The sequence below is a fragment of the Pseudomonas sp. Irchel 3H3 genome (assembly GCF_900187635.1).
In the GTDB taxonomy this organism is placed as follows: Bacteria; Pseudomonadota; Gammaproteobacteria; order Pseudomonadales; family Pseudomonadaceae; genus Aquipseudomonas.
Map to the genome: position 1 here is coordinate 105847 of NZ_FYEC01000014.1, position 22815 is coordinate 128661.

Consider the following 22815-nt stretch of genomic DNA (forward strand, 5'->3'; position numbering starts at 1 on the left):
ATGCCAGGCAAAAAAAACCCGCCGAAGCGGGTTTTTTAGTATCAGGAGCGCCGATCAGTCATCGCGGCTCATGATGCCGAACAGCTGCAACAAGCTGACGAACAGGTTGTAGATCGATACATACAGGCTGATGGTCGCCATGATGTAGTTACGCTCGCCGCCATGGATGATGGCGCTGGTCTGGAACAGGATGCAGACCGAGGAGAACAGCACGAAGCCAGCGCTGATCGCCAGTTGCAGGCCGCTGATCTGGAAGAACATGCTCGCCAGCACCGCGCCCAGCAGGACGAAGAAACCTGCTGTGATGAAACCACCGAGGAAGCTCATGTCCTTGCGGGTAATCAGCACGTAGGCCGACAGGCCGCCGAACACCAGAGCGGTCATGGCGAAGGCCGAGCTGACCACTTCAGCGCCGCCCTGCATGCCCAGGTAACGGTTAAGGATCGGGCCGAGCAGAAAGCCCATGAAACCGGTCAGGGCAAAAGCCGACACCAGGCCCCAGGCCGAATCACGAAGTTTGTTGGTGAGGAAGAACAGGCCATAGAAGCCGATCAGCACCACAAAGATGTTCGGATAACCGACCCGCATCTGCTGCGCCACGAACGCCATCACACCGCTGAAGGCCAGGGTAAGGGCGAGCAAGCCGTACGTGTTGCGCAGGACGCGGCTAACCTCTAGCTGCTCAGCCTGCACGCTGTTATTAACTGCGTAATCCTGTTCGCGCATGGCGACACTCCTGTAGGTTTGAAACGTTCAGTCGCAAAGATCATAACAGACGCTCTGTAACTAGCTATGCAGAGAGTTTGACAGTGTGTTTCATTCGGGTATTATGGCGCCCGCAAAGCAGTTTGGAAGCGTGGCCGAGTGGTTTAAGGCAACGGTCTTGAAAACCGTCGATGGGCAACTATCCTAGAGTTCGAATCTCTACGCTTCCGCCACATTTATACGAAAAAGCCCTGATTATTCAGGGCTTTGTCGTTTCTGGGGTTTGGCTTTCCTGTCACCCCTGCGCTGATTTTCCCTGATGGAACAGCCAGAAATCATCGTTGATTCCCGGTCATCTCCCTGGCGTCCTGCCAATCGAACACCCATCCCAATCGCCCTGATTCATGACAACAAACTGAAGCGCGTAACATGCTATTAGAAACAAATCCGGCCGGGTTGATGCAGCCATCTGGCCCGGTGGATACTTAAAGCTCTCGCTGCACCACATCACGACAAGGAATTCAGATGACTGACATTCACGGCGAATTCGAGCGGAGCAAGTACTTCCATCGCTCGCGGATCGACAGGCGTTCAGCGGATGCACTCGTTGGCTTGGCAGCAGGCCTCGCCGCCGACGGCGTCGTATCGACCGCCGAAGGGCTGTTCCTCAGGGATTGGCTGGAGACGAATCTGGCCCACCTTGATGATCCGGTCATCAACCTGCTTTATTCACGCCTCGCCAATATGCTCCTGGACGGGGTGCTGGATGCAGACGAATCCCTTGAGCTAATCGGTCTGCTGCAAGGGTTTTCTGGCCTGAGCAGCGAAAAGCCCAAGGCTGGCGATCACACCTTCACCCCGCCCAATGACCTCCCCTTCAATCACCCTGAACCCGCTATCACTTGGGACGGCAATTTGTTTGTTTTCACCGGAATCATGGCCTATGGACCGCGTAAAGACTGCCAGGTCCTGGTGGAGGAGCGTGGCGGCATTATTGGCGGCGGGGTCAGCAAGAAAATTCATTACCTGGTGGTTGGCAGTATTGGCAATGACCAGTGGCGCCATAGCACCTATGGGACAAAGATAATCAAAGCGGTCGAACTCAGAGAGGCCGGCTCCCCTATCGCCATCATCGGTGAGCAGCAATGGCAGCGTGCCCTTTTTGGCTGACGTATTGAGCTGGACAGTCCGACGCGATCTGCTGCAACGCGATGCCCTGCAAGGGTTCCTGAATGCCAAACAAACCACCGGAAAGCAAAGTGACAACAACCGCTGCCGACATTGAGCGATCTATCCAGGCCCTGAACAAAATGGCCGAACGTCTTTGGGGCGATGGAAGGGAGGCTGAGGCGAAAGCCCTTCTGGATGCATTGGACGCGCTGAACCGAGCCCTGGATCGAATAAGGATTGGCGAGAGTCGCAGGGTGCTTCATTGAGATACCCCAAGCTAAGCCCGTACTCGATCAATCGCGGTCCGAAAAGGGCCAATGCGGGCCTTAAGCTAATAACTAAAAAGTATTTATTGAGCGTTTTTTAGATCATCTACATTCCCCCCACGAGCTGCGCAATGTTGTCCCAGCAACAGCGATCCCCGCTGTTGCCAGGGCAACAGTCGCCCAACAGTTCGCTGCCCAAGCAACAGCAGTCGCCCTGTAAAAACACCATAAGTGTTTGATTTATATGATTATTAAAACCATGGAACGACTCTTGCTCTGACGGCTGTACATCCCCTACTCGCACAGGAACACAGCCCATGAGCACCCCACTTAAAGTCGTCGCCGTTTCCGGTGGTACCTTTCGCCCTTCGCGCACCCTGGTGCTGGTCCAGGCGATTGTTGCGGAGCTGGCCCGCTACCTGCCCATCGACAGCCGCATCATCGAACTGGGCGACATTGTCCGTCCGCTGGGCAGCGCCCTGTCCCGTCAGGAGCTGCCGGAAACCGTCGAGTTCGAGTTGCAAGCCATCGAATCGGCGGACCTGCTGGTGGTGGCGGCGCCGGTCTACCGTGGTTCGTACCCGGGCCAGTTCAAGCACCTGTTCGACCTGATTGGCCACGATGCACTGATCGACACCCCGGTATTGCTGGCGGCCACGGGTGGCAGCGATCGGCATGCGCTGGTGATCGATCACCAGTTACGCCCGCTGTTTAGCTTCTTCCAGTCCGTGACCCTGCCCTTGGGCGTGTATGCCTCGCAGGCTGATTTCAGTGACTACCAGATCACCAGTGAAGCGCTGAACACCCGCATCCGCCTGGCCGTGGAACGGGCTGCGCCGCTGTTCAGCGCCCATGCCGCCGACCTGCGCAAGACAGCCTGAGGAGCCGCTCGTGACCGCCATCAATCGATCTCGACTGCAAACCCCGCTGCAGATCGCCCGCACCCTCGCGGCCGAGTTTTCCCGCACCGCCGCCGAACGCGACCAAGTGGGTGGCACACCGAAGGCCGAGCGCGATGCGTTGCGCCGCAGCGGCCTGCTGGCGATGAAAATCGACCCGCAGTACGGCGGCCTGGGCGCCAGTTGGAGCGACACCCTGGAGGTGGTCCGCGAGTTCGCCAGGGTCGACAGTTCGATCGCCCATGTATTCGGCTTCCAACACCTGATGCTGGCCACGGTGCGCCTGTTTTCGCGGCCCGAACAATGGCAGCCGTGGTTCGAGCAGACCGCGCGCAACAACTGGTTCTGGGGCAATGCCCTGAACCCGCTGGACACCCGCACCCTGTCCAAACAGTTTGCCGGCTACCGCGAGTTCTCCGGGCGCAAGAGTTTCTGCTCCGGCTCCGCCGATTCGGAAATGCTGATTGCCTCGGCGCTGCATGAGTCCACCCACGGCAAGCTGTTGATCGCCGCCATCCCCAGTCATCGCACCGGTATCACCTTGCATGGTGACTGGGACAACATCGGCCAACGCCAGACCGACAGCGGCAGCGCCACCTTTGAACGGGTGCGCGTGGAAGAAAACGAACTGCTGCTCGATCCCGGGCCGCTGAGCACACCCTTTGCCTGCCTGCGCCCGCTGATTGCCCAACTGACCTTCACCAATATCTTCCTCGGCATCGCCGAAGGTGCCTTCGAAGAGGCGCGCAACTACACCCTCAAGGAAACCCGCCCCTGGTTCAAGGCCAGCGTCGAGCAGGCCAACCAGGACCCCTATGTGCTGCGCCATTACGGCGAGTTCTGGGTCGGGCTCCAGAGCGTGCGCCTGCTCACCGAGCGCGCCAACGCCTTGCTCGACCAGGCCTGGAGCAAAGAACAACGGCTCGACGCCGAGGAGCGTGGCCAACTGGCGCTGGCCATCGCTACGGCCAAGGTCGCCGCCACCCGCACTGGCCTGGACCTGGCTAGCCGCCTGTTCGAAGTCACCGGCGCCCGTGCCACCCACGCCGCGCTGCGCCTGGACCGGCATTGGCGCAACCTGCGCACCCAGACCCTGCACGACCCCGTGGACTACAAGCTCCACGAACTGGGTGACTGGGCGCTCAACACGGCCCTGCCCACTCCGACCTTTTACTCATAGGCCCGACCATGCAACTACTCACGCTGCCGCCCTCTCCTGCCCTGGCCACCTCGATACGCGCCACCGCGCAAGTGTTCGAAGACCCCAAATCACAGGCACTGCTGGCGCACCTGCAACAAGTCGCCCCCAGTGATGCCAGCGTGTTGATCATCGGCGAAACCGGGACCGGCAAGGAACTGGTGGCCCGTCACCTGCACAACCTCAGCGCCCGGCGCAACAAGCCGTTTATCGCGGTCAACTGCGGCGCGTTCTCCGAAAGCCTGGTGGAAGCCGAACTGTTCGGTCATGAAAAAGGCGCCTTCACCGGTGCCCTCAGCGCCAAGGCCGGCTGGTTCGAGGAGGCCAACGGCGGCACCCTGTTCCTCGACGAGATCGGCGATTTGCCGATGCCGATCCAGGTCAAGTTGCTGCGGGTGCTGCAGGAGCGTGAAGTGGTGCGCCTGGGTTCGCGTAAAAGCATCCCGATCGATGTGCGGGTGCTGGCAGCAACCAACGTGCAGCTGGAAAAAGCCATCAACGCCGGACACTTTCGCGAGGACCTGTACTACCGGCTGAACGTGGTCAGCCTGGAGCTGAGTCCACTGCGCGAGCGGCCCGGGGATATTCTGCCGCTGATCCGGCACTTCATCGCCGAATACAGCCGCCGCCTGGGCTACGGCGAAGTGGCGCTGGACAGCGAGGCCGAGCAGAAGCTGGTGGGCTACTCCTGGCCGGGCAATATCCGCGAGCTGGAAAACGTCATTCACCACACCCTGCTGATCTGCCGCAATCACCTGATCCGCGTCCACGACCTGCACCTGTCCAACTTGCGTATCGAGCGCCAGGACGCCAGCAGCAGCGCCACCGACGACAGCGCCGACGCTTTGTTGCAGCAAGCCTTCCAGCGCCTGTTCGAGGAAGAAAGCGGCGCCCTTCACGAACGGGTCGAGCACGCGTTGCTGCGCGCGGCCTATCAGTTCAGCCACTACAACCAGGTGCACACCGCGAGCCTGCTGGGGCTGAGTCGCAACATCACCCGAGCCATGCTGATCAAGGTCGGTGAATTGGTGGTCAACAAGCGCCGCCCGACCCAGGATGGCCAGGCGGTGAAAGTTGCCAACCTGTCGATCTGAGCCAGGCCACTGCGCTCATTCAGGCAAAACAATGTCGACTCTGGTGCCCTTTACGCCAGCACCGCGGCCTGGGTCGCGAGCGCCTCGCGCTCCAGCTCACGCACCAGCGGCAACACCTTGCGACCGAAGTACTCCACCTCTTCGTGAAAGTGCAGGAAACCACTGAGCACCAGGTCCACGCCCACGGCCTTGAGGGCGACGATCCGCTCGGCAATCTGCTGTGGCGTACCGATCAGATTGGTCTTGAAGCCATCGTTGTACTGCACCAGGTCTTCGAAGGTCGACTTGGCCCAGTTACCCTCGCCTTCGGGGCTGGAGGCACCGGCATTTTTCGCCTCGCCACCAAAACCGTTGACCGCTTCCGGGTCGGCCTTGGCGATGATTTCCTGCAACACCGCGCGCGCCTGCGCTTCGGTTTCACGGGCGATGACAAAGGCATTCACGCCGATTTTCACCGAGTGGCCATTGATCGCCGCCTTCGCGCGGATATCGTCGACCTGGGCCTTGATCCCTTCCACCGTGTTGCCGTTGGTGAAGTACCAGTCGGAGACACGCGAAGCCATGTCCCGCGCCGCGCGCGAGCTGCCCCCCTGGAAAATTTCCGGGTGCGGTTGCTGCAACGGCTTGGGTTTGAGCGTGTAGTTGTGGAAGCGGTAGAAATCACCGTGAAAACTGAAGTTGTCCTCGGTCCAGATGCCCTTCAGCGCCCGGATGAACTCTTCGGAACGACGATAGCGCTCATCATGGTCCAGCCACGGCTCGCCGATCGCGCGGAACTCGCCCTTGAACCAGCCCGAGACAATATTGACCGCCACCCGGCCATTGGTGAACTGGTCGATGGTCGCCAACTGTTTGGCCGCCAACACCGGACTCCAGGGGCCCGGCAGGATCGCGGCGATGACCTTGAGCTTTTCGGTAGCGGCCAACAGCGCGTGACTGATGGTCACCGACTCGTGCTGGTTTTCTGCGCCATAACCGGCGGTGAAGCGGATCTGCGACAAGGCGTATTCGAAGCCGGCCCGTTCGGCGATCTGCGCCAGCTTGCGGTTGTAGTCGATATCCCAACTGGTGCGCTGTTCGATCTTGCTGACCACCAGCCCGCCGCTGACATTGGGCACCCAGTAGGCAAACTTGATGTTGTCCTGGCTCATTGCATGTACTCCTGCTGGCAGAGGCCACCGCGGCACCTGCAACAGGACTAGAGCAGCAACCGTGCCACTTGAATTAACCATTATTAATCAAATAGTTATGTGTATTTTCTGCGAAAGCCAAGTGTCGCCCAGCGCACAGGCTGTTGATCAACTGTTGCGCGCACAACACTGGCGTGCGAAGCCCTGCGCCGCGATGCGCCCTGGTCGTTGTTGCCGGGCGGTCAGCACTTCAGCAAGTTGCCCGCCAGGCGACAGCCGTGAGCAGCGGGAATCTCGCCGAATACCCTGTTATCGCGGGGTTTGCCACGCCAGGCACGACCTGTGCACTGGCAGCAGGACGCAACAGCTGCACTGCGTTGTTGCTTCTCTTGCCTTCGATTAAGGAACTGCCCCATGACCATCCAGCAGCAGCACCTGCCCCTTGCCAGTGGCGCCGACTACCAGGCCCTGGCCGAGCGCTTCCGGCCGATCTTCGCGCGCATCGCTGCCGGCGCCCTGCAGCGCGAGCACAGTCGCAGCCTGCCCTTTGAGCCTGTGCAGTGGCTCAAGGAAGCCGGCTTTGGTGCCGTGCGCGTACCCGTGCAGTACGGTGGCGCGGGGGCGACCCTGCCGCAATTGTTCGAACTGCTGATCGAGCTGGCCGCCGCCGACTCCAACCTGCCCCAGGCGTTGCGCGGGCACTTCGCGTTTGTCGAGGACCGCCTCAACGCCCAGGCCGACACGCCGCAGGACCTCTGGTTCGAACGTTTTGTCCAGGGTGAGCTGGTCGGCAACGCCTGGACCGAAGTCGGCAGCGTGAAGATCGGCGAGGTCGGCACCCGCGTCTCGCGCCTGGGTGAGCAGTGGGTGGTCAGCGGCACCAAGTACTACAGCACCGGCAGCATCTTTGCCGACTGGATCGACCTCTACGCCCAGCGCGATGACAACGGTGCCGACGTGATCGCCGCCGTGCGTGTGCAACAGCCGGGCATCAGCCAGAGCGACGATTGGGACGGTTTTGGCCAGCGCACCACCGGCAGCGGCACCTCAGTGTTCGTCAACGCAGTGGTGGAGCCCGAGAATCTGTTGGACTTCGCCACCCGCTTCAAATACCAGACGGCCTTTTATCAACTGGTGCTGCTGGCGGTCCAGACCGGTGCCGGGCGCGCCGCCGTGCTCGACATCAGCGAAGAAGTGCGCACCCGCAAACGCGTCTTCAGCACCGGCAACGCCAGCCACGTCAGCCAGGATGTCCAGGTGCAGCAAGTGCTGGGCAAGGCTTCGGCGCAGGTCTACGCCGCCCACGCCACCACCCTGCGCGCGGCGACGGCCTTGCAGTTGGCGTATGAAAGCCGCTTCGCCCAGGACCCGGTCGCTGAACGCGCCGCCAACATCGCCGCCGAACTGGAGTCGGCCCAGGCCCAGGTGGTCATCGCCGACCTGGTGCTGCGCGCCACCAGCGACCTGTTCAACGCCCTCAGCGCCTCGGCCACCAGCACCACCAAGGCCTTCGATCGACACTGGCGCAACGCGCGCACCGCCGCCTCGCACAACCCGCTGATCTACAAGGAACGGATCATCGGCGACTGGGAAATCAACGGCACCGAACCGCCGTACGTCTGGCAGATCGGTGCGGGGTCTAAATAAGACGGGGCTTGTAGGAGCAAGGCTTGCCCGCGATGGCGAACCTTCGTCTGCCATCGCGGGCAAGCCGCGCTCCTACAGAGGTGCGTTGCACCTAACTTACCCCACTGGTGAAGATTGGCCCTGGATTTGCAGTGACTGTAATCGTTATGACCCACTACCCGGTCAAGATCGGGAAAACAGCGGGTCTACTTCGGGCAGCTAGCATCCGACGGGCAGGTGAACTATGTGTGGTCATTTTGTTCAGCACGAGGGCATGGCGGCCTTCATCGCAGCGTTAAACCCCAAAGGCGCGGTGCCTACCGGCTACCAGAACCAGTCGCTGCGGCCATTCAACGTCGCGCCAGCCAAGTGCGCGCAGGTCCTGCACGGTTGCGAGGACGGGCTTCATATTGATGCCGTGCGTTGGGGTTGGGCGCCTTTTGGGGCACGCGGCAAGCAACCTGATTCAGTGCAGATGCCGGTGGAAACCGTTTCGACGCAGACCGATTTCAGGTTGCTCTGGCCCAATGGCCGGGCCGTAGTGCCCAGCGATGGCTGGTACGAGTGGGTGGATGATGCGCAAGCGCCGCATACCCCGCACCTGTATTTCATGCGCCTGCGAAGTCGTCAGCCGATGTTCTTTGCCGCACTGGCCCACATCCATCGTGGAGATGCACCGCACCAGGGGGGCGGCTTTGTGATCCTGACCACCGCTGGTGACACGCGCATAACCCGCATTCACCACCGCAGGCCACTGGTGCTGGCAGCGGACCATGCCAACGAATGGCTTGACCCGATGCTCTCGCCCCAGCGCGCCGAAGAAATCGCCAGGCACCATTGCCTGCCCTGTGCAGATTTTGAGTGGCTTCAGGTCAACCTGGCCCTGGACAACACCGCCAGTCATTTGCGCCGCTCCGCATGAGCCCGCCGGTGTCAGGCCAGTGGCCGGCGTTTTTCATAACGCACATCCCGGGCATCCACCCTGGCCACCACCGTCCAGCCCAGGCGCTGATAAAAGCCATTGGCGCGGATTTCCTGACGGCCATCGGTCACCAGGAAAATGCGCTCATGGGCCCGGAACAGTTCGGCTTCGGCGGCGGCCATCAACAGGCGCCCCAGGCCTCTATTTTCATAGGCCGGGCGGACAAACATGGCAAACACCTCGCCTTCGTCCCGGTCAATCATGGAAAACGCCACCGGCCGTTCATCGACCTCTGCGATCCACACACAAGGCCCCTCCTTGATCGCCGAATTCAACACTTGCGCGGTTATACCCAGCGCGTCCATCTGCTCCCGGCTCAAGTGGTTCTGCGCCACTGAAGTGCGAATCTCGAACAGGCTTTCGACATCCTCCACCGTGGCCATTCGCGTGCGCACACTCATCTGCCCATCTCCTGAAGATCGTGCGCCATTGTAGAAAGGCGCCGGGGGCGGGATAAACAGATTGATTGTTGGAGATCTGTAACCCAGGCCAAAACCCTGCGCTCGCCCTTGGACTAAGCTCAAAGCTCCAGCGGAGGGCTTTCCAATGTGCGGAAGACTTTCACAGTACCGCGGCATTCACGACTTTGTCGCAGCCCTCGGCATGCCCAACGCCCTGGTCAACACCCTGGGCGACGATGCACTGGCGCAGTACAACGTCGCGCCGACCACCCAGGTCGCCCTGATTCATCTCGAGGGAGAAACCCTGCACGCCGATCGCGTGCGTTGGGGATGGCGACCCCATTGGTCCACCGACCACGCCTTGCCAATCAACGCCCGGGTAGAAAAAGTGGCCCACGGCGCGTTCTTCCGGGCGATCTGGCCGCATCGCGCCATCACCCCCATCGACAACTGGTTCGAGTGGGTCTACGAAGGCGGTCCGAACAAACAGCCGTACCTGATCCGGCGCCGCGACCGGGCGCCGATCCTTTGCGCTGCCATTGGCCAATACCCGGCGGGTGGGCGCGAGCCGCGAGCCGATGACGGCTTTGTGATCATCACCGCGGACAGCGTGGGCGGCCTGGTCGACCTGCATGACCGGCGCCCGCTGGTGCTGTCACCGGAACTGGCCCGGGAATGGCTCAACCTGGGGATGCCCAAGGAACGTGCCGAGCAGATGGTGCTGCACGAAGCGGAGCCTGCCGAGGCCTTTGAATGGTTCAAGGTCGACAGTGCCGTGGGCAACGTGCGCAACCACCAACCGGGGTTGATCACGCCCATCGGCAAAGTCCTCAGGGGCGGCGATGAAAAGGGCAATGGCTGACCCGCCCGCGCCTGGCGAGTGACGGGATTCTCGACTAGCCTGTGCGCGGTATGCCCTGCAGCCCTTCTCGTGCACCATCTTGTCTGGGAGACGAAGATGAACCCGATTCAACAGGCCGAGCGGACCTATCGCACCTGGTCCAACCCGATTCTGCTGGAGCTCAAGGAACGCCAGCATCAACTGGCTCCCACCGACCGTCAGGCCCTGCAGAACGTGCTGATAGAGCGCCGACTGCTCGACACCGGCAACCCGACCGGCCCTGACCGGCGCAAATCATGATGTAGCTTCAACTGGCCGGTTCGCGATGGACTGCAGCACGCCGCGGGGATTGAACACGCCCGCGGGTTGCTTGAGGTCCATCGCGAGCCAGCGCGTGTCTAGCGGTTGCCAGTCGGTGCCGTGCGGGGTTTGTAGCCCGGCAACGAGGCGGCAAATGCCAGCGCCTCTTCCCGGGTGGCAAAAGTGCCGATCCGGTCGCGCTGCGTGCAGACCCGCCAGGGGCCGCTGTTGACGCTCACCAGTTCATAACCGTTCATGTGCATTTTATTTAGCATGGGCATACTCATAGCCACCTCCATTGAAGTCGATAAGCCCGCACTCAACTTACACCCGCCGCTTCTCGTCGTGGACACCAACGGGTGAACGGTCGACGCACGAGCCATACCGCTTTGAGAGGACCAGCCCGCCAAGGTGCTGGCCGGCGGACGAACGGTCGGGCAGATGAAAAATTCTTCACCCTGCCCGCCCAGCTGGCCCCTTATAGTCAGCACGCACATCCAAGGAACATTCAGCCCGCATCCCCCCATGCGGGCTTTTTTTGCACGTAAAACGCCCTGGGCGACTTTCCTACAACCCGTTCCACACGCTAGGCTGCGCCTGCATCCCCCTTCCCCGACACAAGGACGTCGACCATGCCCGTGCGCATCGAAGTAACCCAAGACCCGCAACCCGCAGAACGCCAGGCCATTCTCGACCCACTGCGCGCCCACAACATTGCCCATGCCGGTGACGGCCACTATCAGGAAATTGCCTTGCTGGTGCGCGATGAACACAGCGAAGCGATCCTCGGTGGGCTCTACGGGAAAATGTTCTACCAATGGCTGTTCATCGACCTGCTGTCCGTGCAGGAACAGCTACGTGGCCAGGGCATAGGCGCCCGGCTGATGCACATGGCCGAGCAACTGGCCCGGGACAAAGGCTGCATCGGCATGTACCTCGACACCTTCGAATTCCAGGCGCCTGGGTTCTACAGCAAACTGGGCTTCACCGAAGTCGGACAGATTGTCGACTATCCGCCGGGGAGCAAGCGCTACTTCTTCCAGAAGCGCCTGATCGACTGAGCCTCGCAAGCGCGGTGTGTCACGTACCATAAATGCTGGCTATGCCGGCCTTATCGCGGCATAGGTATCTACACAACTGTGGTGCGACGTTGTGTAGATACCGATACTCATCGTGGGCAAGCCATGCTCCTACAGCGGTAAGCCGTTCAATGCCCACTCGCTTCGGGTCCGGCCTTCGCCGAAAACGGCGGTTTGGCCAGCCATACCAGCAGGATCAAACCGACAAAACCCCAGCCCAGCAGCGTGAAGTAGTCCACGGTGGACAGCATGTAGGCCTGGCTGGTCAGGACCTGGTCGAGCTGGGCGTAAGCCGGGGTGCCGGCGCCCCCCAGGGTATTGAGGGCCTCGCGGGTGGCCGGGTCGAAGGTGCTCAGGTGTTCACTCAGGTAGGCGTGATGCTGGTCGGCCCGGCGGATCCAGATCCAGGTGGTCAGAGAGGCCGCGAAGCTGCCGCCCAGGGTCCGCAGGAAGGTCGCCAGCCCGGCGCCGTCGGCGATCTGCTGGGGTGGCAGGTCCGACATCAGGATACTCAGGGTCGGCATGAAGAACAGCGCCACGCCAATGCCCATGAACAGTTGCACCAGCGCTACGTGCTGGAAGTCCACCTCATTGGTGAACCCGGCGCGCATGAAGCAGCTCAGGCCAATCGCCAGGAACGCCAGTCCGGCCAGCAGGCGCAGGTCGAACTTGTGCGCGTACTTGCCGACAAATGGCGACATCAGCACCGGCAGGATACCGATCGGTGCTACCGCCAGGCCGGCCCAGGTCGCGGTATAGCCCATTTGGGTCTGCAGCCACTGCGGCAGGATCAGGTTGATGCCGAAGAACCCGGCGTAGCCCAAGACCAGCACAATGGTGCCAATGCGAAAGTTGCGATGGGCAAACAGCCGCAGATTGACCACCGGGTGCTTGTCAGTCATTTCCCAGATCACGAACACCGCCAGGGCAATCACCGAAATGGCCGCGCCAATCAGGATGAAATTCGACTCGAACCAGTCCAGGTCATTGCCCTTGTCGAGGATGATCTGCAACGCACCCACGCCGACGATCAGGCTGATCAACCCCACGTAGTCCATCGGCTGGTGACTGGTGACCACAGGACGGGCCTTGAGCTGCTGGCGGACCACCATCACCGCGAAGATCCCGATGGGCACGTTGATGAAAAAGATCCATGGCCAGCTGTAGCTGTCGGTGATCCAGCCCCCGAGGATCGGCCCGGCAATCGGCGCCACCACCGTGACCATCGCCAGCAACGCCAGGGCCATGCCGCGCCTGGCCGGCGGATAGACCGCGATCAGCAAGGTCTGGGTCATCGGGTACAGAGGACCGGCCACCAGCCCTTGCAGCACACGAAAGCCGATCAACTCCGGCATCGAGGTGGAAATACCGCACAGGAACGAGGCCAGCACGAACAGGATGGTCGCCCACAGGAACAACTTGACCTCGCCAAAGCGCCGGCTCAGCCAGCCGGTCAGCGGCAAGGCAATCGCGTTGCTCACGGCAAACGAGGTAATCACCCAGGTGCCCTGCTCCGAGCTCACGCCCAAGTTGCCGGAAATCGTCGGCAACGCCACGTTGGCGATGGTGGTGTCGAGCACCTGCATGAAGGTCGCCAGCGACAGGCCGATGGTCGCGAGCAGCAGGCTGGGCGGGGTGAAAGACGCGTTATTGCTCATCGCGAATCCTTTGAATCGAGGCAGGCGCTGCGCCCTGGAGGCGGCGCAGCGGTCGGATTGGCGAAATCAGCGTTGAGCAGTTTTACTCGCCACTGAACTGTTGTCGTGGATCAGGCGACTGATCAGCGCGTCGGCGTCGGCCAACTGGCGCTCATAGATGGAAGTACTGAACGAAGCCTTTTGCGGCGGTTGCTGCGCCAGCACCGGACCGCTCTGGTCGCGCAGGTCGACCTTGACCAGGGTCGACAGGCCGACGCGCAACGGATGCTTGGCCAGTTGCTCGGCGTTGATGTGGATGCGTACCGGCACTCGCTGCACGATCTTGATCCAGTTACCGGTGGCGTTCTGCGCCGGCAACAAGGCAAACGCACTGCCGGTGCCTGCACCGAGGCTGTCGATGGTGCCGCTGTACTTCACATCGCTGCCATAGAGGTCGGCTTCGATGTCCACCGCTTGGCCGATGCGCATGTCGCGCAGCTGGGTTTCCTTGAAATTGGCGTCGATCCACAACTGGTCGAGGGGGATCACCGCCATCAAGGCCGTGCCCGGCTGCACCCGTTGCCCCAGTTGCACGGTGCGCTTGGCCACGTAGCCGGTGACCGGGGCGATCAGGGTGCTGCGGGCCTTCGTCAGGTAGGCCTGGCGCAATTGCGCAGCAGCCGCCTGCACGTCCGGATGGGAGGACACCACGGTGTCGTCCACCAGTGCGCTGCTGGTCTGGAATTGTTGCTGGGCATTGGCCAGGGCGTTTTGCGCCGAGGTCAGGTCATCCCGGGCATGGGACAGTTCTTCCTGGGAAATCGCCCCGCCGGCGGCGAGACTTTTGCGTCGGCTGTAGTTTTCCTGGGCCTTCTGCACTTCCGCCTTCTGCGCATTGACCTGGGCTTTCATGCCATCGACATTGCTGTACAGGCCACGAACCTGGCGCACCGTGCGTGCCAGGTTGGCCTGGGCACTTTGCAGGCCGACTTCGGCGTCGTTGGGGTCGAAGTTGACGAGCACCTGGCCTTCCTGGACCAGGTCGCCGTCGTCCGCGCCAATGCTGACCACGGTGCCGGTGACCAGCGGGGTAATTGCCACCACGTTGCCGTTCACATAGGCGTCATCGGTGCTTTCGTTCCAGCGCCCGTAGAGGTGATGCCAGCCCCAGACGCCGAGGCAGCCCAGGACCACCAGCAGTGTCAGCACCAGCAGCATGAACTTGCGTTTACCGGGATTGCCCGTGTCTTGGGCGGTTTCAGGAGTCGGGGTGTTCTGCACGTTGGCCATGACGAGTACCTTGAATTATTGATTGCGCGTGGCAGGCGCCGGGGATGGGCGGGCCGCAGCCAGGCTGTCGCCATGAAAGCCGCCGCCCAGGGCCTGCATCAGTTGGATCGACAGATCGATCTGTTCGGCATTGAGGTTCGCCAACTGACGCTCGGCGCCGAGCAGTTGCTGCTCGATGCTGAGCACGTCCAGGTAGTTGCCGACGCCGGAGCCATAGCGCTCCAGCACGGTGTTGTAGGAGTCCTGGGCAATGTCGGTGGCGTGTTGCTGGGCGACGATCTGCCGACCGACGTCACGCAACTGGGACAGGCTGTCGCTGACTTCCCCCAGCGCCTTGACCAGGCTCTTGTTGTACTGCGCCACCGCCAGGTCGTAGTCGGCATCCTTGGCATCGAGGTCGGCGCGCAGGCGACCACCGTCGAAAATCGGCAGGGAAATCGTCGGGGCGACGTTGAAGAAGCGGCTGGTCGAACCAAACATCGCGTTGCCCAGCAACGACTCGACCCCGGCCGCGGCGCTCAGGTTGAGGTTGGGGTAGAAAGTGGTCTTGCCGGCATCAATACTCTTGCTCGCCGCCTCGACTCGCCAGCGCGCCGCGACCAGGTCCGGGCGGCGGCCCAGCAGTTCGGCGGGCAACACCGAGGGCAAGGCCACGGCGCTGGCTTGCAGAATGTGCGGCCGGGTGATTTCGTTACCCCGATCCGGGCCTTTGCCGAGCAACACTGCGAGGGCGATTTTGGCGCTCTGCAGGTTTTTCTCGGCATCGATCAGAGAAGCCTCGGAGCTCGCCTCCAGGCTTTGGTTCTGCTGGTACTGATACTGGCTGTCGATGCCGGCGCTGAGGCGCCGCTGGCTCAGGGTCAGCAATTGCCGGGTGCGCTTGAGGTCTTCAGTGGCCAGGTCGTGGACGATATGGGCCTGGCCCAGGTCGCTGTAGGCGCGAGCAACGTCAGCGGCCAGGGTCAACTGAGCCGCCTGGCGATCGATCTCGGCGGCCCGGGCCTGGCCCAACGCAGCTTCCCAGGCATCACGCTGGCCGCCCCACAGATCGAAGGTGTAATTGAAGGTCGCGCCGAGGCTGCGCATGGTGTCGTAGGAGTCACCCTGCAAGGTCGGGTCCTGATACTGGGCCAACCGCTCGCGGCGGATACCGGCGCTGGCATCCAGGGTCGGCATGCGCGCAGCATTCGCCGCACCGGCAGCGGCACTGGCCTGATGGGCCCGGGCGCTGGCGATCTGCATGTCCGGGCTGTCACGCAGGGCTTCGCGGATCAACCCGTCCAGTTGCGGATCGCCCAGGCTCTGCCACCAGTCGTTTTTCGGCCATGCCGCCGCCGACAGCGTCACACCGTTGAGGGATTGCCCGGCCTGCAGGGCTTTTGCATCAAGGCTCACACCTTCGGTGGTCAGGCCGCTGTAGTTGGCACACCCGGCCAGGCTCATGGCCATCAGCACCAGGGCCAGTCGGGAACCCAGGGTTTTATCGCTCATTGGTCACCTACCCGCAGCACGGTGATGGGATCACCGGCGGCCAGCAAAATTTTCTTGAGGATGGCTTCCAGGGTCTGCAACTCCTCGGAGTCGAGGGCGCCGGCCAACTGGTTCATCGCGTTGACGCCAATGCCCGGCAACTTGTCGGCCAGCACCTGGCCTTCCTCGGTCAGGCCCAGGCGCACCAGGCGCCGGTCATCTGCACAGCGTTGGCGGACCAGCAGGCCTTTGTGCTCCAGACGGTCGAGCATGCGAGTCATCGAACCGCTATCCAGGGACAGATGGCGGCACAGCTCGGCCGGGGTGTCGACGCCGTACTGGGCCATGATGATCAACACCTTGAACTGCGCGGCAGTAATGCCGTGGGGTTCCATGTGGGTGTCGATGATCCGATCCTTGAGCAAGGCGGCGCGCCCCAGCAGGAGACCGAGGTGGCAATTGCGAAAGTTTTCCGGGGAAAAATGTTTCATCTGACGACCTATTGGCTGCCTAGGCAGTGAATATGTGTCGAGATATTACTGCCTAGGCAGTGAATGTCAAAGGAAATCGTTAGCAAGCTTTGCAATTTATAAAATAGGCAGTCGCCGGACCGCTATCGCGAACAAGCGAAGCGCCGCCCGGCTCTCCCACAGGGAATACGACACCAGAAAAAGCCAGGCCGACTTTGACGCTTGACCCACCTGCACCGTCGGCAGGATGAGTGAAGGTTTAAATAAGGGAAATCGGTGCGTTGGAGGGCGGCGGGGATTGGGGGCATACCAGAGATCTGCTGTGTGGCAGAGATCATCGCGAGCAAGCTCGCTCCTACAGTAGAGATTCGCACACCAGAAAAAGCAGGCCGGCCGGTAGGCCGCCTCGTCCGCTCTTACCACTCAGGCCGACTGTCAGGTCGCCGTGCTCTTGCTTTTGATCTTGATCCACCCGCCCCTTCGGCAGGCTGAGCGAAGGTGTCCATCCGGGGGGGAGGCGCGTAGCGCCGTGCGGCGGAGCCGCATGCATCGAGAGGAGGTGCAGCGAAGCAAACCGGAGGCGATGCCCCCGGATGGATACCGTAGCGAAGGTACCCCGAGCCTTAGCGAGGGGCCGAACGCTGGGGCAAGACTTTTTGGGTACTTTTGTGTCGTTTGACAAAAGTGCCTCGCCGTAAGGGCGAAACCTTAAGCCGCCATTACCGCAGCAACGGATATACCCACAAGACCAAGACCAAGACCAAGACCAAGACCAAGACCAAACGGATAGCAGCTCCTTTCAGCTCAACAAAGCCGAGCCCTCAGAAATCCCGCTTATAGAAGATGTCCAACGAACTGGCGATCCCGCTGGCGGCTTCCAGATAGACCTTTTTGCTCAGCTTGTAGCGCAAGGCAATGGTGTTGGCCGGCTCAAACACACCAACGCCATAACGCAGGCTGAGCTTCTCGGTAATGTCACCACTGGCGACCACACTGGTGGCGGTGCCGCTGCCCTCGGTGTCGAGCTGGAAATCGTCGATGCCGAGGTTCTTCGCCAAGCTCCCGGTGAGGTCCGAGCTGCCCATCAACCCCAGGCCCAGCGCCGCTTGCGCAAGCATGTTGTTGTCTTCACCGTTGGTGCTCAGCGGACGGCCGAGCACCAGGTAGGACAATGCTTGCTCCTGGCTCATCGCCGGCTCCGAGAAAATCTGCGTAGTCGGCTGCTCGGCGCTGCCGCTCAGGCGGATACCGGCAATGATGTCGTCGGTCTGGCGAATCGCTTCGATGTCCAGGTACGGCTGGTCAATGGGCCCGGCGAACAGCAGCCGTGCACGGCGTACAGTCAGGCGCTGGCCGTAGGCGCGGTAACGCCCGTCGTTGAGCCACAATTCGCCCCGGGTGTCGAGGTTGTCGCCGATATGCACGTGCCCCTTGAGGTTGGCGGTCAGGCCAAAACCGGCAAAGCTGAGCCGGTCTTCGCCGACTATCACTTCGACATCCATGGCCATGGCCATAGGTGCCTTGCCCTCTTCCGTCTGGTGCCCGACGATCACCGTGTCATCGGAGACCTTGACCGTCGATGGCGGCAACTCGCGCACTGTGATCTCGCCCTTGGGCACCAGCACCTTGCCGGTGATCGCCAGCTTGTCGTCCTTGATCGAGATCTTCAGGTCCGGCGCCACTTCCAGGGCCGCGTAGGGTTCGACGCTCACCGGCAGTTGGCTGCCCCGCAGGCTGAGGTCGACCACCAGGGCCTGCCCCCAGTCCACCTGTCCCGTGAGGCTGCCCTGCCCGCTCTTGCCGCTTTTCCAGCCGCCATTGAGTTGCACGCTTTCGCCGGCAATCTGCGCCTGCAACTGCAGGGCCTCGAACCGCGTCGGCAGTTGTGGCCCGGAAATCTCACCCTCGCTCAAGGTCAGGTTACCGTTGACCTTGGGCGCCAATAGCCCGCCGGACAAGGTACCGCTGCCGTTCAGGCGGCCGGCCAGTTTCTCGACCATTGGCACAAACGGCCGCGCCACCGAGAGGTCCAGCCCACTGAGGCGGAACGAGCCGCTCAGGGGTTTGTTTTTAGGCAGCGGGTTGATCTGCGCCTGCACCATCAGCTCACCCAGTTTGCCGCCGACAAAATTCAGTTGGGTGTCGATACGCTTGGGGTTGAGGGTGCTGGTGAGTTTCAGTGTCTGGTAAGGGAAATCCAGCCACTGGTCCTTTTCCTTCATGCGCAAGGTGCCGCCGCTCGCGTCCACCAGCACCTGGCCTTTCGGCCCGCTGGCCGGCAGGTCCAGTTGCACGTCGGCGTTGAGCTTGCCCTGCCAGGCGAAATCCTTGGGCAGCCATTGCGCCAGGCTGTCGATGGGGAATTGCTTGAGGTGATAACGCAGTTTCGGCTCGGGCATCAGGCGCTGATCCTCGCCACACAAACTGGCGGGGCCAGACGTCCAGCAGTGGGCGCCGAAGGTCAGCTTGCCATCGGCCAGGCGTTCGATTTTCGCCGGACCCTGCAGTTGCCAGTCCTGGCCGCCGGCCTGAATGTCGCCGCTGGCCAGGCGTCCACGCCAGTTGCCTTGGTCCAGGTTGCCGTCCAGGCCCAGTGCCAGTTTCAGCAATGGGCCTTGCAGGTCCAGTTGCAGCTTCTGCTGCTTGAGGGTGCCCGTGCCAGTGGCCGTCAGGGTGCCCAGTGAGTTGTCGCCGACCGTTATGCCGCTGCCCTTGAGGTCGATCTGCGCCCGCTGTGCGCTGTCGAGAGTGGCGTCGAGGTTGAGGCTTTTCAGGCGATTGTCGTCCAGGGCCAACTGCACACCCTGCAGGGCGAGCTTGCCCTGGGGCGCCTGCAATGTGCCTGCGACGTCGAGCCGGCCATTGAGCTGACCGCGTAACTGCGGCCACAGCTGGCCCAAACGCGGGGCCTTGATATCGAGTTGGCCGCTGAGTGTTTGCTGCAGGCTGGCGCTGCCATCGATGCGGTTCTCGCCCAGGCGGATCTGCAAGGCACTGAGGTTCCAGCGCTCGCCCGCGCCGTCGGCCTTGGCTTGCAACACCGCCGGCTGGCCACGCAGCTTGCCCTTGAGGTCAAGGTCGGCATTCAGGCTCAGTTGTTCATTGCGCATCTCGCCCTTGCTGCGCAAAGGCCCGGCCAGGGTGCCCGGCAGCTCCGCCAGCCAGTACGCCGGGTTGAGCGCCGACAGGTCAAGCGCGGTGTCCCAGGCGATGCCGTCGGCAAACTTCAGGTTCAAATGCCCGGCGGCCTTGCCCTGCCCTGCGACCAATTGCAGTTGCGGCAGGAAGATTTGCGTCAGGTCGCCACTGAACGGGCTGCTCAGGCTGAAGGCCCCGGCCGGACCGTCCAGCGCCGCCTTGAAGTTGCCCAGGTAGTTACCGTCGCGGTACGCCACCTCACCGTTGAAGCTGCGCAGCGCCACCTCAGGCTCGTCGATCAGCGGATACAAACGGTGCCAGGGGAAATCCAGCCAGTCGATCTTCGCCTCGGCGACCAGGCCCTCGGACCAATCGACCTGGCCGGTCAGCTTGAGGCTTTGCTGATCGTTGGCGTTGAGATCCAGCCCGGAGATCTGTGCACCCTTGGCGTCGACCTTGCCTTGCAGCAGCAGGGCCACCGGTCCGTCCTCGGCCGGCAAGCTGGCCTTGCCCAGTAGTTGATAGCCGTTCTTCAGGTCACCGCTACCGCTGAGCTCAAGCTGATTGAGTTGCAGGGTGTCCGGCAGGTCGGCACTGGCCTTGAAACCATCGGCGGTAATGCGCACCTTGGCCGGCAGGTTGTCGGCCAGCGGCTGCAGCTCGCCGGTCAGACGGCCCTGCAGGTAACCGCTGCTGTCGGCCTCGAGGTTGAGGGTTTGCAGCAGGTTGCCATTGACCTTCAGCGTCAGAGCCAAGGGCGTGTTGCCGGGCATCGGCATAGTCAAATTGCCGCTGGCACTCAGCGGCCAGTTGCCGGTCGGTTGCAGCAGCCCGGTCAGTTCCAGGTGCAGGTCATCGCGCTGCAGACGCAACGCGTCGATCTGCAACCCTTGCGCCGTCCAGTACGCTACCAGTTGCAGGTCCTTGAGTTGCTCGCTGCCGTCCAGCAGCAGGCTGCCGATTCGCACCTCGCCCAGCTCGATCGCCAGCGGCAGTTTCAACTCCGGCAAGCTGATCGGCCCGCTGCTCGGCTCGGTACTCGGCGCAAACTGCAGGACCACCTGCTCGGCGTGCAATTGCTCGATGCACAGGGTCATGCGCGTCAGGCACAACGGCGACCAGGCCAGCAGTGGCTTGATCAGCTCAACTCGGTCCTGGCCCTGCTGCCACAGCACATGATCGGCACTCCACTGGCCGGCCAGGCGGCCCTGGAAATTCTCCACGGTCAAACCCGGCACCTGACTCAGTGCCCAGCGGCTGCCGGCCTGGGTTCCCAACAGGCTCACCACCGCCAGCAGCACCAAGACCACCAGTGACAGCAATGCCAGCAACGCTATTTTCAAACCACGCTTCACAGCTCAGGCCCCATGGAAAAGTGCAGACGAATACCGCCGGGGTCATCCAGCGCATGGGCCAGGTCGAGACGGATCGGGCCGACTGGCGAAACCCAGCGCACACCCATGCCGACCCCAGTCTTGAGGTTCGGCAGTTCGAAGTCGTTGAACGAGTTGCCTTGGTCGACGAAGGTTGCGACTCGCCATTTTTCGGCAACCGAGTATTGGTATTCCAGGCTGCCGGAGACCATGTAGCGTCCGCCTACGCGGTCGCCGTCGGAGTTTTCCGGCGACAGGCTCTGGTAGTCATAACCGCGCACGCTCTGGTCGCCACCGGCAAAGAAGCGCAGCGATGGCGGAATCGATTTGTAGCCATTGGTGGCCGAACCCCCGATCTGTGCACGCGCGAGGAATCGGTGGTTGTCCAGCACCGTGGTCAGGCCCTTGGCCAGGGCGGTGCCGTATAACAGGTTGTTGTCCGAGCCCAGCCCTTCCTTGGCCACCTTGCTGTCAAATTGCAGGCGATAACCGTTGTGCGGATCGATCCGGTTGTCACTGCGCAGGTAGGAGTAACTCACGCCCGGCATCAACAGGTTACTGATCCCCGAGTCATCGCCCAGGCGATACTCCTCGTGCTGCCATTTCAACGAGATCACCCGTTGCCAGCCGCTGGGCAGCTTGCTGTGCCATTCCGGCCCCAGGGTCAGCAGTTTGCTCAAGCTGTCGGTGTTGGCCAGTTCTTCATTTTGATAGCCCCCGGCAAACCGCAACTTGTCGGTCAACGGCGGGTCCAACGGCACGTCGTACCACAGGCCGACGTTCTGCCGTGGCGCCGAGAGCTCGGCCTCCCAGCCATAGCTGTGGCCTTCGGGATTGACCCAGTGGCGTGTCCAGTTGGCCTTGGCTCGCGGCCCGACGTCCGTCGAATAACCCAGGCCCAGGCCCATGGTCCGGGGTTTACGGGTGTCGAGGGTGACGGCCACGGGAATTACATCGTTGGCGGCAGTGGTCGGCGCGGCATCCACCCGCACGGACTCGAAATAGCCCGACGATTGCAGGGCCTGGTTAAGCTCGGCGATCAACTCGGAATCATAAGGCGCGCCACTTTTGAACGGCACCATGCGTTGCAGCAGGTCCTCGTCGAAGGGCGTATCGCCGGCAAAGCTGACCTTGCCCAGCGCATAACGCGGGCCGCTGTCATAGACCAGGTCGATGTCGGCAACACCGGCCCGAGGGTCGACGGAGAGCTTCTGGCTGGTAAAGCGACCACTGAAAAAGCCGAAGCGCGAGGCCTGGTTCTGGATCAGCCGCTTGGCGTCTTCATAGTGGCCGTGATTGAGCACGGCGCCGGGCTTGAGCACGTCGCTCTGGGGCACACGAAAGGACTTGAGGGTCGCGGCCGGCCCCAGGATCTGGATAGTCACGTAGCGCAGGCGTACCGGCTCGCCGGGGTCGATATTCAACACCAGTCGGGGTGACTTGCCGTCTTTGACTTCGCTTTCGATTTGCGGCTGGTAGTAACCCAAGGCCTGGGCGGCCTTGCGCGCCTGCTCCTCGGCACCGCGACTGAAGCGCAACAGGGCTTCTTCATCGCGTTCGCCGAGATCGCCGATATAGCCTTCGATGTTGGCCTTCAGCTCGTCATTGGACGGTTTGATCCTGACGTCCAATTCACTTTGCGCCAGGGCCGCTGCGCTGCTGATCAGCATGAGCACGCCACTGGTAAATCTTCCTGGAAACTTCATAGGCGCGGATGCTATCACGAGCTTGGGAGCGTGATAGAGC

The 22815-nt window shown here is 62.0% G+C and carries 20 protein-coding genes and 1 tRNA gene; 11 read left to right on the forward strand and 10 right to left on the reverse strand.

What is annotated here, in order from left to right:
- Positions 1-54 precede the first annotated feature (54 nt).
- Positions 55-726 (reverse strand): Bax inhibitor-1/YccA family protein, encoded by a 672-nt coding sequence (locus CKW24_RS16725; RefSeq protein WP_095169276.1) that lies wholly within the window; start codon positions 724-726, stop codon positions 55-57.
- Between the two features lie 124 nt (positions 727-850).
- Between CKW24_RS16725 and CKW24_RS16730 the strand changes: the two genes are divergently transcribed.
- The 6 genes from CKW24_RS16730 (at position 851) to CKW24_RS16755 (ending at position 5332) form a co-directional block, all read left to right on the forward strand.
- Positions 851-938 (forward strand) — tRNA-Ser (locus tag CKW24_RS16730).
- Positions 939-1230: 292 nt separating this feature from the next.
- Positions 1231-1875, forward strand: coding sequence for an NAD-dependent DNA ligase (locus CKW24_RS16735; protein WP_095169277.1), 645 nt, complete (start codon positions 1231-1233; stop codon positions 1873-1875).
- Between the two features lie 62 nt (positions 1876-1937).
- Entirely contained in the window at positions 1938-2141 is a 204-nt protein-coding gene (locus CKW24_RS28475) for a hypothetical protein (protein ID WP_095169278.1), read from the forward strand.
- Between the two features lie 317 nt (positions 2142-2458).
- Positions 2459-3022, forward strand: coding sequence for an FMN reductase (gene msuE / locus CKW24_RS16745; RefSeq protein WP_095169279.1), 564 nt, complete (start codon positions 2459-2461; stop codon positions 3020-3022).
- Complete coding sequence (locus CKW24_RS16750) at positions 2994-4220, forward strand: acyl-CoA dehydrogenase family protein (RefSeq protein ID WP_371917596.1); 1227 nt, start codon at positions 2994-2996, stop codon at positions 4218-4220. Before msuE ends, CKW24_RS16750 begins: the two co-directional genes overlap by 29 nt.
- 8 nt (positions 4221-4228) lie before the next feature.
- Positions 4229-5332 (forward strand): sigma-54-dependent Fis family transcriptional regulator, encoded by a 1104-nt coding sequence (locus tag CKW24_RS16755; RefSeq protein WP_095169281.1) that lies wholly within the window; start codon positions 4229-4231, stop codon positions 5330-5332.
- 50 nt (positions 5333-5382) lie between these two features.
- Here the strand turns inward: CKW24_RS16755 and sfnG are convergent, their stop codons facing one another.
- Positions 5383-6483, reverse strand: a complete 1101-nt coding sequence (sfnG, locus tag CKW24_RS16760; RefSeq protein ID WP_095169282.1) for a dimethylsulfone monooxygenase SfnG — start codon at positions 6481-6483, stop codon at positions 5383-5385.
- Between the two features lie 393 nt (positions 6484-6876).
- Between sfnG and CKW24_RS16765 the strand changes: the two genes are divergently transcribed.
- Both CKW24_RS16765 and CKW24_RS16770 read left to right on the forward strand, forming a co-directional pair.
- On the forward strand, positions 6877-8109 hold the full coding sequence (locus CKW24_RS16765) for an acyl-CoA dehydrogenase family protein (RefSeq protein WP_095169283.1): 1233 nt from the start codon (positions 6877-6879) through the stop codon (positions 8107-8109).
- 223 nt (positions 8110-8332) lie between these two features.
- Positions 8333-9010, forward strand: coding sequence for an SOS response-associated peptidase family protein (locus tag CKW24_RS16770; RefSeq protein WP_095169284.1), 678 nt, complete (start codon positions 8333-8335; stop codon positions 9008-9010).
- 11 nt (positions 9011-9021) lie between these two features.
- On the opposite strand, the gene CKW24_RS16775 is transcribed toward CKW24_RS16770, so the two are convergent.
- On the reverse strand, positions 9022-9471 hold the full coding sequence (locus tag CKW24_RS16775) for a GNAT family N-acetyltransferase (RefSeq protein WP_095169285.1): 450 nt from the start codon (positions 9469-9471) through the stop codon (positions 9022-9024).
- 145 nt (positions 9472-9616) lie between these two features.
- Here CKW24_RS16775 and CKW24_RS16780 point away from each other — a divergent pair, with 145 nt between their 5' ends.
- Together CKW24_RS16780 and CKW24_RS16785 are read left to right on the forward strand one after the other, a co-directional pair.
- Positions 9617-10333 (forward strand): SOS response-associated peptidase family protein, encoded by a 717-nt coding sequence (locus CKW24_RS16780; protein WP_095169286.1) that lies wholly within the window; start codon positions 9617-9619, stop codon positions 10331-10333.
- 96 nt (positions 10334-10429) lie between these two features.
- Entirely contained in the window at positions 10430-10612 is a 183-nt protein-coding gene (locus tag CKW24_RS16785) for a hypothetical protein (RefSeq protein WP_095169287.1), read from the forward strand.
- A gap of 98 nt (positions 10613-10710) precedes the next feature.
- Here CKW24_RS16785 and CKW24_RS16790 read toward each other — a convergent pair whose 3' ends face one another.
- Positions 10711-10899 (reverse strand): SPOR domain-containing protein, encoded by a 189-nt coding sequence (locus tag CKW24_RS16790; protein ID WP_095169288.1) that lies wholly within the window; start codon positions 10897-10899, stop codon positions 10711-10713.
- A 345-nt stretch (positions 10900-11244) separates the two neighbouring features.
- Here CKW24_RS16790 and CKW24_RS16795 point away from each other — a divergent pair, with 345 nt between their 5' ends.
- Positions 11245-11673, forward strand: a complete 429-nt coding sequence (locus CKW24_RS16795; protein ID WP_095169289.1) for an N-acetyltransferase — start codon at positions 11245-11247, stop codon at positions 11671-11673.
- Between the two features lie 146 nt (positions 11674-11819).
- Here CKW24_RS16795 and CKW24_RS16800 read toward each other — a convergent pair whose 3' ends face one another.
- The 6 genes from CKW24_RS16800 to CKW24_RS16825 form a co-directional block, all read right to left on the reverse strand.
- Positions 11820-13349, reverse strand: a complete 1530-nt coding sequence (locus CKW24_RS16800) for a DHA2 family efflux MFS transporter permease subunit (protein ID WP_095169290.1) — start codon at positions 13347-13349, stop codon at positions 11820-11822.
- Positions 13350-13415: 66 nt separating this feature from the next.
- Entirely contained in the window at positions 13416-14618 is a 1203-nt protein-coding gene (locus tag CKW24_RS16805) for an HlyD family efflux transporter periplasmic adaptor subunit (protein ID WP_095169291.1), read from the reverse strand.
- A 15-nt stretch (positions 14619-14633) separates the two neighbouring features.
- Entirely contained in the window at positions 14634-16109 is a 1476-nt protein-coding gene (locus tag CKW24_RS16810; RefSeq protein ID WP_095169292.1) for an efflux transporter outer membrane subunit, read from the reverse strand.
- Positions 16106-16579, reverse strand: a complete 474-nt coding sequence (locus CKW24_RS16815) for a MarR family winged helix-turn-helix transcriptional regulator (protein ID WP_095169293.1) — start codon at positions 16577-16579, stop codon at positions 16106-16108. Before CKW24_RS16815 ends, CKW24_RS16810 begins: the two co-directional genes overlap by 4 nt.
- An 800-nt stretch (positions 16580-17379) precedes the next feature.
- Positions 17380-21051 (reverse strand): translocation/assembly module TamB domain-containing protein, encoded by a 3672-nt coding sequence (locus CKW24_RS16820; protein ID WP_095169294.1) that lies wholly within the window; start codon positions 21049-21051, stop codon positions 17380-17382.
- Complete coding sequence (locus CKW24_RS16825) at positions 21048-22775, reverse strand: autotransporter assembly complex family protein (RefSeq protein ID WP_095169295.1); 1728 nt, start codon at positions 22773-22775, stop codon at positions 21048-21050. The genes CKW24_RS16820 and CKW24_RS16825 overlap by 4 nt, the downstream gene beginning before the upstream one ends.
- Positions 22776-22815 lie beyond the last annotated feature (40 nt).